Source organism: Acidovorax sp. FW305-C-20-28 (genome assembly GCF_058783375.1).
The window spans coordinates 38176-50084 of record NZ_JBYSYM010000026.1 but is presented as its reverse complement, the minus strand read 5'-3'; the positions used below and the strand labels follow the sequence as shown (position 1 = coordinate 50084).

Below are 11909 nucleotides of genomic sequence, written 5' to 3'. Positions count from 1 at the left end.
CTAGGGTGGGAAAGCGACGCCGCGCAGGGCCCGCTTGGGCCGCGCTCTTGAGCATTTCGTTACACCGGGCCTGTGACCGCAGCCACATGCGCCGCAGACCCCGCATTTCTAGAATCGCCGAAAACATCCCGAGAGGTTGAGGACCATGGACGACAGACACCCCCCGATGCGGGTATGGCGGCTGGTGCGCAGAGCACTGGCCATTGCGGCACTGCTGCTGCCCGCAGCCTTCGCGCCGTCAGCGGCCATGGCCACCACGATCAGTGTGGGCTTCAGCCACAGCTGCTCGGTGTCCGACACCCACCAACCCAGCTGCTGGGGCACCTTGCCCCTGCAGGACCTGGCGCCCGCCACGGTGCTGGACGTGCGAGTGGGGCGCGGTTTCAGCTGCGCCCTGCTGGCGGGCGGCATCGTGCGCTGCTGGGGCAACAACGAGCTTTCGCAGCAGGGCACCAATGCCACCACCACCACCACCGGCCCGGGCGTGGGAGGCCTGTCGGGCATCACGCAGCTGGCTGCGGGCCTGACGCATGCCTGCGCCCTGCTCGATGCCCAGGCCTACTGCTGGGGAGACGGCAGCCGGGGACAACTGGGCGCGGGCAGTGCTGCCAGCTCGGCGACGCCCGTCGCGGTGGTGGGACTGTCCAAGGCCGTGCACCTCGCAGCGGGCCAAGGGGGCACCTGCGTGGTGCAATGGGATGGCAAGGTCACCTGTGTCGGTCTGGGCAGCGAGCTCTCCGGCGGCTTCGATGAGCCCCGCGTGGCACGCACCGTGCCCGGCATCACCGATGCACGCGAGGTCGCGCTCTTCGACGGCCATGCCTGTGTGCTGCGCGCCGAGGGCAAGGTGTCGTGCTGGGGGCAGAACCGCTATGGCGAGTTGGGCATACCTTCCAGCAGCGGCACACTGCGCAGCCCGGTCGAGGTGACGAACCTGGGCGCCGCAGCCAGGGCCATCGCCGTAGGCAATGGTTTCAGCTGCGCCCTGCTGGTCAACGGTACCGTGAAGTGCTGGGGCACCAACGCCGTCGGCCAGTTGGGCACGGCCATGGGTGGTGCGGCCACGGGCCTGGCAACCGGCATCACCACCGCCACGGCCATCAGCGCCGGGCAGACAGCCGCCTGCGTGGCCCTGCAGGGCGGATATGTGCAGTGCTGGGGCCAGGGCGCGGGTTGGAGCAATGGTGCCTGCGGCACCATTGCCGGGCTGTATCCAGAGCATCCCATCTCCTGGGGCCCCTACGACCAGCTCGCCAATTGCCCATATCCAGGCTCGTTCGCCCCCATGGCCGTCAAGGGCCTGGGCGCAGCCGGCGATGCAGGCCAGGTGATGGACTGGGCCGAGAAAGCCATGCCCGGCACCTTTCCTGCCCAGGCAGGTAGCGATGCCGGCAACACGCTGGTCTATATGCGCCAGTACCCGGGCGGCCACAGGCTCGGCATCAACGCCCATGGCACACCGCATCTGCTGTACCTGGGCCCCATCAGCGAGGGCCGGCTGCTCGACCTGGGGCCACTGGACCGCTGGCTGAGCGAGGCGCGGCAGGAAGAAGGCACCCAAAGCGGCATGCAGTTGCAGGCGAGCCCCTACCTCAACCTCATGCCCGGTGTCGTCTTCCCCGACAGGATTCCCGGCCCGTGCAATAACTTCCTGGTGCCCTTTGCCATTCGGGGCGGCGCCAACGGATTGCCCAACGGGCTGATCGCCACCAGTGTGCGGGTGGAAACCCGCAGCGGCACGACCCTGGAGTTCCCCATCCGTGGCCTGGGCCAGTATGCGAGCGAGCGCCTCATTACCGAGACGGACTGGATCACGCGGCGCGTCCTCCAGCCAGGCCAGGCGATACCGGCCGGCATGAAGCTGGAGACCGTGCTCAGCGACACCGCCGAAGGCTGCCCCGTGGGCGTACGCCCGGACGACGAGGTGGGCGTGACCGTGCTCTACACACTGAACGGCCGCAAGGGACAGCTGCGCACGCGGGCCAAGGTAGGGGCCGCGTACTAGACGCTTTAGAAACTCGCCCGCAGCGTCAACATCGCGCTGCGCGGCAGCCCGTAGTAATTGCTGCGCGCGGCAGTACCCGCGCGCTCCCAGTACACGCGGTCGAACAGGTTGTCGATGTTCAGCGCCAGCTTGAGCTTGGGCGTGATCGGGTAGGCCGCATACAGCGACCACACGCTGTAGCCGCCCGCGCGCCAGCGCACCGTGCCCAGCGCGTCGTAGAAATCGCTCACCGCGCGCACGCCCGCGCCCAGCTCCAGCCCATTGGCCCAGGGCGCGGCCACGCGGTGGCGCACCCACAGATTGACGTTGTGGCGCGGCGACATGGTGGTGAAGTTGGTGCCCGTCTGCGCCGCGGTGCCGCGCAGGTAGATGGAGCGCTGGTAGGCGTAGCTCGCGGCCACCTCCCAGCGCGGCGCCAGGGCGCCCGCCAGCTCGGCCTCGAAGCCTTCGGAGCGCACGCGGCCGGCGGGGATGACGAAGGCGCTGTCGGCCGGGTCGGTGAGCGCGCGGTTGCTGTCCGTCATGCGGTACACCGCAGCCGTGGCGGCCAGGCGGCCATCGAGCAGGCTGCCCTTGACACCCAGCTCCGCCTGGCGCCCCTCGCGCGGCACGATCTGCCCGCCGCCGGCCACGCGGCCGCTTTGTGGCTGGAAGATCTCGGCCTGGCTGGCGTACAGCGTCCAGTGGTCGCTGAAGTCCCACAGCACGGCGGCAAACGGCGTGGTCTGGCCGTCGACCTCGTAGCCCGTGCGCGTGCCCAGCAACTGGTCGGCCGAGCGCGTGCTCCACCAGCTCTTGCGCGCACCGGCCACCAGGGTGAGCGCGCCCAGGGGCTTGAAGCGCACCTGCCCGTACACACCGCGCTGCTTCGTCAGCGTGGTGTCGTTGGCAAAGGGGCTGAAGCTCGGCTCGGGGATGGCACCGGGGTCGTACTGGAACAGGTTGGCCGCCGTGTTCATGGTGCCGCGCGTCATGCGCAAGCGCATGTCTGCGCTGCGGTAATCGGCCCCCACGATGAAGTTGTGCGTCTGCCCGCCCCATTGCCAGGGCGTGGTCAGGGTCTGTTCACCCCATTTTCGGGGTCGCGAAGGCCCTTGCCGGCGGGCCAATCTAGGCGCGCGACGCCGCGTGTGCTCTTGCACACGCAAGGAGCGCAACGAAAAAGAAAAAAACGAGGAGGGGCCCCCCCCCAAGGGCCTTCCCTTCGGGTTGCCCGGCCTGGGGGCCGTCTGCGGCGTGGCCCGCACTTGCAAGGTACCTACCTTGCTGCACGCGTGCGCCTAGCATCCAGCCCCCAGGCCGGGCAACGCGATCCCCGAAAATGGGGTGAACAGACCCTTGTACACGTCGGCGGCGTTGTCGGCGTAGTCGCGATCCACCGTCTGCGCCTGGGTGAAGCGGCTGATGCCCGCGTCCGACACGGCCGAGTAGCCGTTGATGTACTTGTCGCGCTGCTCGCGCTCCACCCGGCGCAGGGCCAGCTTGAAGCGGCCACCGCTGTCCAGCCGCGTCTCCAGCTCGGCAAACGCGGCCAGCGATTCGGGTGCGGCGCGCCCCCAGTCGGCCACGATGGCCACGTCGCGCGGCACGGGCGCCAGCCGGCCATCGGCATAGGCCGGCAGGCCGGTGTCGTAGTTGCCGCGGCTGCGCTGCCAGGTGGCGCCGGCCGACACGGTGGTACTGGCCGTCACATCCAGCTCCAGCGTGCCGTAGACAGCCTGCTTGGAGCCGTCCATGGCCTTGAGCGGGCTGCCGAACTCTTCGTTGAGTGCCACCAGCCGCCCGCGCAGCCGCCCCTCGGCCGCCAGCGGGCCGGTGATGTCGGCCTCCACGCGAGAACGCCCGCGCGAGCCGATGCCGGCCGCAGCCTGCACCTGGGTGTCGGGCAGCGCACGCTTGCGCACCAGGTTGAGCATGACGCCCGGCTCCCCCGCGCCCGAGAACAGGCCCGCCGGGCCACGCAGGGCCTCCACGCGATCAAAGAGCGCCAGGTCCAGCGACTCCTGGGTGGCGGGGTTGCCGCTCACGGTGAGGCCGTCGAGCTGGTAGCTCGACGCCTGGTAGCCGCGCGAGAGGATGTCGCTGCGGCTGCCCACGCTGCTCTGGCGGCGCACCACGATGCCGGGCACCACCTTGGCGGCCTCGGTCAGCTCCACGAAGTTCTGCGTGTCCAGCTGGGTGCGGGTGATCACCGTGACGGATTGCGGCGTTTCGCGTGCGGACAGTTCGGTCTTGGTGGCCGCGCTGCTGTAGCGGGGGGCGTAGGAGTCCGAGCCCTCGGTCTGGCCATCGCGCACGGCGGCAGCGGCTACGCGCACTTCCTTGAGTGTGGTGGCAGCGCCCGGGCGCACATCGGCGCGGCGCAGCAGCCAGCCGCCCTGGGGCTGGGCAATGGCCTCCAGCCCGCTGCCGGCCAGCAGGCGCTGCAGCGCATCGCCGGCCTCCAGGCGGCCCTGCACGGCCGGCGCCATGCGCCCGGCCAGCAAGGCGCTGTCGGCCGCGATGCTGGTGCCCGTGGCACGCGCCAGCGCCTTGATGGCGTCGGACAGCGGCTGGGCCGGCAGGTCGATGGCCACCGGCGCGGCCTGGGCCAGCGTGGCGGCCAAAGCGGCAGCGCAGGCCAGCGCCGGCAGGCGCGCGCGGGCAGGCAACGAAGGGGCGGAACGGGTATGGCGCGGCATGGCGGAAATCTCTCCTCGGGTTGGGTGTCTGCCCGTATGACAGGGCAGCCCGCCCAATCCCTGATGTCCGCGGCGAATTTTTTGAAAAAAGTTTTCGGGTCTACCGCGCGGCGAGCCAGGTGGTGCCCCCGCGCTCCTGCACACGCACGGCGGCAATGCGCGGCAGCGCGTCGATGAAGGCCTCCACATCGCGCGGCTGTACGGCGGCGGTGATGTGCGGGCCGGCGCCCGCCGGTGCATCGGCAGCCTGCACGGGCTGGCGGCGCCAGCGCGACAGCGTGGCCGCGATCTCGCCCAGGCCCGCCTGGTCAAAGACGATGAGTCCCCGGTCCACCGCCGCAAAGCTGTCGCGCGCATCGCGCTGCACACGTTGCGGCAGCGCCTCAGCCGCGTCACCCAACTCGCCCACCTGTCCCGCCTGCAGCAGCAGGGGTGCCGCGCCGGCCAGCTGCACCGTGCCATGGTCCACGCTCACCCGCACCAGGCCCGGCAGGCGGTTGACCGCAAAGCGCGTGCCCAGCACGGTGATGCGCGCCCCGCCCGCAGCCACGGCAAAGGGGCGCGCAGCGTCTTTGGCCACATCGAACACGGCCTCGCCGCGCTCCAGCACCACGGCACGCTCGCGCCGCGTGTAGCGCACGGCCACGCGGCTGCCCGGCCCCAGCGCCAGGGTGCTGCCGTCGGGCAACGTGAGCGTGACGCGCTCGCCAATGCCGCTGTCGCGCGCCTGGGCGTACTGCGGCGCGTCCAGGTACATGCCCCAGCCCCGGTAACCCAGCAATCCCGCCACGCCCAGGCCGGCCAGGCCCAGCACGCCACGGGTGAGCGCCGCGCGGCGTGTGCGGCGCTGTGCGTGCACGGCCTGCGCCAGCGCCTGCACGCGCGGGGTGGAGTCAAAGTCCTGCCACAGCGCCTCGAAGGCCGCGTACTCCGCCGCATGCCGCGGGTCGGCCGCAAGCCAGGCGCGCCAGGCGTCCGTATCGGCCGCATTGGGCTGGGCGCCCGCGCTGCGGTGCATGCGCGTGAACCAGCGCGCCGCCTCTTCGCGCAGTGCGGCGGCGCTCACAGCAACAACTCCCGCGACGCGCGCAGGTCCAGCAGCGCGCGCATCAGGTGGCGCTCCACCATGTTCAGGCTGATGCCCAGCAGCGCCGCGATCTCGGGCTGCGTATGCCCTTCGATCTTGCACAGCCAGAACACCTCGCGGCAGCGCGGCGGCAGGCCATCGATGGTGCGCTGCACGGCAGCCAGGCGCTGCTGCAGGTCGGCCAGCACCTCGGCCGACGGGGCGGTGAACGCCTCGTCCTGCAGGCGCGGCCCCTCACCGGACACAATGGAGCCGGGCTCGGCATCCAGACCCGGCAGCGGCACAAAGCGCTGTTCCAGCGCCATGTGGTCGGCCAACACCGAGCGCGCCACCACGCGCAGGTAGGCATGCGGCTGCGCAATACGCTCGTGCCGGCCGCTCAGTGCATAGCGCACAAAGGCATCGTGCAGCACATCCTGCGCACGGTGAATGCAGCGCGTGCTGCGCCACAGCGCCGGCAACAGGCTGCCATAGGCCCAGCGCAGGTCCAGGCCCAGCCAGGCCGCTGTGGAGATGGGGGGTGTCATGGGACGGATGGGGAAAACAACGCGCTTGCCGATGGGGGCGCAGGAGCACATTTTAAATGAGACTTTTTCTCAATTGGACAAAGACCCCCCCTGATCGCCCTGCTCCACGCCATTGGTGACCACTGCCACACGCCTGCGGCCAATAGCTTCCTAGAATGGCCCTCTACCGTCCCGGGAGGATGAGGACCATGAACGACAAGAGCCATCCGTTCTTTGCATCGCGGCCTGGGCGCTGGCTACTGGCCATGGCGGCAGTGGCACTGCCTGCTGCTCTGATGCCACCAGCCGCCATGGCCACCACCGTCAGCATGGGCTACAGCCACGGCTGCTCTGCGGCGGACACCCACAAGGTCACCTGCTGGGGCAGCCTGGCCGCCCCGGACTTCGGACCCTATTCCGTCAAGGACGTGAAAGTGGGGCGTGGCTTCAGCTGCGCCTTGCTGACCAATGCATCGGTCAAGTGCTGGGGGAGCAATGATGCGCAGCAACTGGGCGGGCCACCCGTGCCCGAGTCCGTCGCGCGCTACAACAATGCCGACGCCATTGCCGTGGGCGCAACGCATGCGTGCTTTCGCTTTGTCACGCGCATCTCGTGCTGGGGCGATGGCAGCCAGGAGCAGCTCGGCAGGCACGTGCAGACCCAGATAGGCACGGAGATTGCGGTGGAAGGCCTGTCGAACGTGGCGCATGTCGCGGCTGGCAATGGCAGCACCTGCGTGGCCCAGTTGGACGGCAAGGTTGTCTGCGTGGGCGCGGGCAGCGGGCTGGCGGGTGCGGCAGAGGACCCGCGCCAGCCCCGCACGCTGCCGGGCATCGGCGATGCACTCGAGGTGGCGCTCTTCAGCGGCCATGCCTGCGTGCTGCGCGTGGGCGGCAAGATCTCCTGCTGGGGCAACAACCGCTACGGCGAACTGGGCGTGCCCGCAGGCACCGGCCCGCTGAGCACGCCGGTCGAAGTGGCCGGCCTTGCCGCCGCCGCCAAGGCCGTGGCGGTGGGCGATGGCTATACCTGTGCCGTGCTGGTGAGCGGCGCGGTGCAGTGCTGGGGCAACAACGCCAACGGCCAGTTGGGCACGGGCCTCGCCGCAGGCAGCAGCGGGCAGGTTGCGGGCATCACGGACGCCGCGGCCATCAGCGCCGGCCAGACAGCTGCCTGCGCCGTGCTCGAAGGCGGCTACGTGCAGTGCTGGGGCGAGGGCGCCGGCTGGAGCAGCGCCCCCTGCCGCGTCACCACCAGCTTCTACCCCGGCATGCCCGTCACCCACAGCCCCGCACCGGAGCCTGCCATCTGCCGGCCCCAGGGCTCGGCCGCGCCCATGGCGGTGCAGGGCCTGGGGCCCGTGCACGACGCAGCGCTGGTGCTGGACTGGGCAGAAAAGACCATGCCCCTGACCTTTGCGCCGCAGGCAGCCAAGGTACCCGCGCACATCGACGGCCCCTACTACCTGCGCGAGTACCCCGGCGGCCACAAGCTCGCCGTCAACGGCCACGGAACCCCGCACCTGCTCTACCTGGGCCCGGAGAGCGGCGGGCGGCTGCATGACCTGGGGCCGCTGAGCCAATGGGTGTTCCAGGCGAGCCGGGACGCGGGCCTCGCCAGCGGCATGCAGTTGCAGGCAGGCCCCTACATCAACCTGATGCCCGGCTCAGGTACCTGCTGGGGGATGATCATCCCCCATGCCATCAAGGGCGGTGCGCAAGGCCTGCCCGACGGACTGGTCACCACCGCCGTGCGCATCGAGAGCGGGGGGAAGTCCATGGAGTTTCCGATCCGCGAACGGCACCACTTCAGCGTGCTGGCCACGGAGACGAACTGGCTCACGCTGCAGGGCCTGCAACCCGGCCAGCCGGTCCCGCCCGGGATGAAGGTGGAACCCATCTACTACGGTGCCGCCGAAGGATGCCCCACCATCGGCACCCCGGGCGAGGTGGACGTCACCGTCTTCTACACCCTGGGGCAGAGGAAAGGCCTGCTGCGCGCCAAGGCGAAGGTCGGCACTGTCGCGTAGCCCCGTCCCGCCACCGATACCGCCCCGCCCCGCCCCAAGGAGGATGAATGGCCATGCACCGTCCCAGCACCCACAGCGACGTGTCTGCCCCGCTTCGCCGGCCCCACAGAACGCTGGCGGCGGCCGCGCTGATGCTGCCCGGCCTGCCCGTCTGGCCCTCCCTGTACTCGCCTCCCACCCCCACCGCCACCACCATCAGCATGGGCACCTCCCATGGCTGCTCGGTCGCCGATACCGGCCAGATGAGGTGCTGGGGATCCGCGCCCCCACAGGTGCCCCAAGCAGTTATCAACGGTGAGCGGGCCCATTACGCCAGGGTGGGGCCCGATTTCAGCTGTGCACTCTTCTCCGGTTCGGCAATCCGGTGCTGGGGGAACAATGACTTCAAGCAATTGGGCACCCTGGTCCAACGCCCCTACGGCCTGACCATCAGCGGGCTGCCGCAGCACGACCAGATGGCTGTGGGTGCGCGGCATGCCTGCGCGGTCAGCCTGGAGATGCAGGTGTACTGCTGGGGCGATGCCAGCCAGGGGCAGATCGGCAGCGCGGCGCCCACGGCGACCACGGCCGAGGCCGTGCGCGTCGAAGGCATGTCCCAGATCACGCAAGTCGCCGCCGGCCAGGCCAGCACCTGCGGCGTCATGGATGTGCCCAATGGCCGCAAAGTGATCTGCGTGGGCGCCGGCAGCGGCCTGGCGGGCGCGGCCGATGACCCGCGCACACCGCGCACCGTGCCGGGCATCGCCGATGCCAGGGAAGTCTCCGTCTTCGACGGCCACGGCTGCGTGCTGCGCTACCAGGGCAAGATCTCTTGTTGGGGCAGCAACCGCTATGGCGAACTGGGCGTGCCAGCCAGCGGCGGCCTGGTAACCATCCCCGTGGAAGTGCCCGACCTGGGCGCGCCCGCCAAGGCCGTGGCGGTGGGTGATGGATTCACCTGCGCCCTGCTGGAGGGCGGCACCATCAAATGCTGGGGTAACAACGCCAACGGCCAACTGGGCATCGGCGTGGGGCCGGGGTCCGGCAGCGCGACACCGGCCACAGGCCTGGTGCTGGGCATCAGCAACGCCATCGCCGTCAGTGCAGGCAAGACAGCGGCCTGCGCCGCCCTGGAGGGTGGCTACGTGCAATGCTGGGGCGAAGGCGCCGGCTGGAGCAGCGCGCCTTGCCGTGTGCAGGGCGGGCTCTACCCGGGCGCCCCTGCCTCCTACGGCCCGGTGGTGGACGACGCCATGTGCCTCCCACAAGGCTCGGCCGCGCCCATGGCCGTCACAGGCCTGGGGCCGGCCAATGACGCGGCCCAGGTGCTCGACTGGGCCGAGAAGACCCTGCCGCAGACCTTCCCCCACCAGCCATCGCCAACGGCGGCCCCTTCGGCCAACCTCTACCAGCGCGACTACCCTGGCGGCCACCGGCTCGCCATCAATGCCCACGGCACCCCGCGCCTGCTGTACGCGGGCCCCTTGAGCCCCGGACAGGTGGCCGACCTGGGGCCGCTGAGCCAGTGGATCCGGGAAGCCGCCCTGCACGAGGGGCTGGGCAGTGGTCTGCAACTGCAGGCGGGCACCCACACCAACGCCATGCCCGGCCCCGGGCCGTGCGCGTTCCTGCAAACGGTGTACGGCATCCGTGGGGGCACCCAGGCACTGCCAGAGGGGCTGATGAGCAGCTCGGTCCAGGTGACAGGCGCGGGCCGGTCGGTGGAACACCCCATACAAAGCTGGTACCGCAAAACCATCATGACCAATGACACCGACTGGATTTCCCCCGGCACCCATATTCCCGGCCCAGGAACGCGGCTGGAACCGGTGCACCTGGGCACGGCCCTGGGGTGCTCGCCCTTTGCGTACCTGCAGGGCGATGTGGAGGTGATCGTCTTCTACACCGTTGGGAGCTGCAAGGGCGCATTGCGCACCAGGGCGGTGATGAGCACGTCGCAATGAGGGACGCGCCCTCGCCTGTTTCGCGTCTACACCACCGACACTGACGCGGCCGCCCCCTGCCCTCCCGGCACTCCTTCGCCCAGCATCGGTGGCGTGGTCACGATGGAGCGCAGGTCCGGCACCGCCCGGCGCAGCGCCGACAGGTCCGGCCGGGGCCGGCGCAGTTCGGGCCGCAGGGCAAATGCCCGCTCCAGCGCCAGCGATGCGCCCAGCACCTGGTGGTCTTGCCGAAAGCCACCCACGATCTGCAGGCCGAACGGCATGCCCAGGTGGTCCACCCCGCATGGCAGCGACAGGGCCGGGTGCGTCATCAGCGTGACCACATAGGTCAGGCCCAGCCAGCGGTAGTAGGTGGCCTGCTGCTCGCCGTTGATGGTGTCGGCATAGAGCTGCGTCCATGCGAAGGGCGAGACCGGCGTGGTGGGCGACAGGATCAGGTCGTAGTCGGCAAAGGTGCGCTGCGTGGCATGGATGATGCGCGTCTGCTCGGCCTGGGCCCAGGCGCTGTCCAAGAGGCTCATGCGCTTGCCCATTTCGTAGTTGGCGCGGGTGTTGGGGCCCAGGCTGTCGGGGTCGCGGTCGTAGGCGGCCTGCATGCCGGCCACGAAGGCCTCGGCGCGCAGCACGTCGAAGCAGCGGTGCGCATCGCCCAGGTCCAGTTTCACCTCATCACAGCTGCGGAACAGGTGGCGCATGGCCGCGATCTTGGCGCGGAAGGTGGCGCGTATGCCCTCGTCCACCGCGCAGGTGCCGAAGTCCTCCGTGTAGGCCACGCGCAGGCGGCCCAGGTCCACCTCGGGCGGGGTCAAAAAACTCATCGCATCGAGCGGATAGCTCAGCGCATCGCCCGCGTGCATGCCGGCCGACGCGGCCAGTTGCAGGCAGGCGTCTTCCACCGTGCGGCCCATGGGGCCGACCACGGAGATCGGCGTCCACCCCAGCGGCTTGCGCACGCTGGGCACCACGCCCGGCGAGGGGCGGAAACCCACCACCCCGCACTTGGCCGCCGGTATGCGCAGCGAGCCCCCCGTGTCCGACCCCGTGCACACCGGCAACAGGTCGCAGGCCAGCGCCGCAGCCGAACCGCCCGAGGAGCCCCCGGCGTTGAGGTTCGGGTTGAACGGGTTGCCCGTGGCACCCCACACGGTGTTGCGTGAATTGGCGCCCGCGCCCATCTCGGGCACATTGGTCTTGCCCGCCACGATGGCACCGGCCCGGCGCAGGCGCGCCACGAGCTCGATGTCCTGCGTGGGCACATGGTCGCGGTAGATGGCCGAGCCCCAGGTGGTGAGCAGGCCCTCGGTGGGCTCCAGGTCCTTCACGCCCAGGGGCAGGCCGTGCAGCAGGCCCAGGGGCGCCGTGCCATCCACCACCGCCTGCTCGGCCGCGCGCGCCTCGCTGCGCGCCCGGTCGAAACAGGTGGCCGTGACGGCGTTCACAAAGGGGTTGATGCGCGCTATGCGGTCGATGCAGGCCTCCAGCAGCTCCACGGGCGAGACCTCCTTGCGCCCGATGAGCCGGCGCAGCGCCACGGCGGACTGCTCCACCAGCGCATCGCCAGGGCGGCTGGCGGTGTCGGGATACTCGGATGGGGTGGTACTGGATGAAGCGATGTCGGGCATGTTGTCTCGGTGTGTTGTTCAGGGCGGCATGCGCT

Annotated in this window: 8 protein-coding genes; 3 read left to right on the top strand and 5 right to left on the bottom strand. The window is 70.3% G+C overall.

Going from position 1 to position 11909, the window contains the following annotated elements; translation table 11 throughout:
- The first annotated feature begins 145 nt into the window (after positions 1-145).
- Positions 146-2005 carry an RCC1 domain-containing protein gene (locus tag AC3WOH_RS25420; protein ID WP_492232115.1) on the top strand — a complete coding sequence of 620 codons (1860 nt, stop codon included), beginning with the start codon at positions 146-148 and terminating at the stop codon, positions 2003-2005.
- A gap of 5 nt (positions 2006-2010) precedes the next feature.
- Here AC3WOH_RS25420 and AC3WOH_RS25415 read toward each other — a convergent pair whose 3' ends face one another.
- The 4 genes from AC3WOH_RS25415 to AC3WOH_RS25400 all read right to left on the bottom strand — a co-directional run bounded on the left by AC3WOH_RS25415 (position 2011) and on the right by AC3WOH_RS25400 (position 6300).
- Entirely contained in the window at positions 2011-3147 is a 1137-nt protein-coding gene (locus tag AC3WOH_RS25415) for a TonB-dependent siderophore receptor (protein WP_492232181.1), read from the bottom strand.
- Between the two features lie 138 nt (positions 3148-3285).
- The gene (locus tag AC3WOH_RS25410) at positions 3286-4686 is read right to left on the bottom strand and encodes a TonB-dependent siderophore receptor (protein ID WP_492232114.1); all 1401 of its coding nucleotides are present in this window, start codon (positions 4684-4686) and stop codon (positions 3286-3288) included.
- Positions 4687-4786: 100 nt separating this feature from the next.
- Positions 4787-5752, bottom strand: a complete 966-nt coding sequence (locus AC3WOH_RS25405) for a FecR family protein (protein WP_492232113.1) — start codon at positions 5750-5752, stop codon at positions 4787-4789.
- Positions 5749-6300: an RNA polymerase sigma factor gene (locus AC3WOH_RS25400; RefSeq protein WP_492232112.1), complete on the bottom strand. Its 552-nt coding sequence runs from the start codon at positions 6298-6300 to the stop codon at positions 5749-5751. Before AC3WOH_RS25400 ends, AC3WOH_RS25405 begins: the two co-directional genes overlap by 4 nt.
- A gap of 188 nt (positions 6301-6488) precedes the next feature.
- Between AC3WOH_RS25400 and AC3WOH_RS25395 the strand changes: the two genes are divergently transcribed.
- On the top strand, positions 6489-8309 hold the full coding sequence (locus AC3WOH_RS25395; protein WP_492232111.1) for an RCC1 domain-containing protein: 1821 nt from the start codon (positions 6489-6491) through the stop codon (positions 8307-8309).
- Between the two features lie 392 nt (positions 8310-8701).
- Complete coding sequence (locus AC3WOH_RS25390; protein WP_492232110.1) at positions 8702-10252, top strand: RCC1 domain-containing protein; 1551 nt, start codon at positions 8702-8704, stop codon at positions 10250-10252.
- A 26-nt stretch (positions 10253-10278) separates the two neighbouring features.
- On the opposite strand, the gene AC3WOH_RS25385 is transcribed toward AC3WOH_RS25390, so the two are convergent.
- The gene (locus AC3WOH_RS25385; RefSeq protein WP_492232109.1) at positions 10279-11874 is read right to left on the bottom strand and encodes an amidase; all 1596 of its coding nucleotides are present in this window, start codon (positions 11872-11874) and stop codon (positions 10279-10281) included.
- Positions 11875-11909: the final 35 nt, after the last annotated feature.

Excerpts from the sequence above, each read along its gene's own strand:
- AC3WOH_RS25420 (WP_492232115.1), top strand. The coding sequence starts at position 146 with ATGGACGACAGACACCCCCCGATGCGGGTATGGCGGCTGGTGCGCAGA.
- AC3WOH_RS25410 (WP_492232114.1), bottom strand. The coding sequence starts at position 4,686 with ATGCCGCGCCATACCCGTTCCGCCCCTTCGTTGCCTGCCCGCGCGCGC.
- AC3WOH_RS25400 (WP_492232112.1), bottom strand. The coding sequence starts at position 6,300 with ATGACACCCCCCATCTCCACAGCGGCCTGGCTGGGCCTGGACCTGCGC.
- AC3WOH_RS25395 (WP_492232111.1), top strand. The coding sequence starts at position 6,489 with ATGAACGACAAGAGCCATCCGTTCTTTGCATCGCGGCCTGGGCGCTGG.
- AC3WOH_RS25385 (WP_492232109.1), bottom strand. The coding sequence starts at position 11,874 with ATGCCCGACATCGCTTCATCCAGTACCACCCCATCCGAGTATCCCGAC.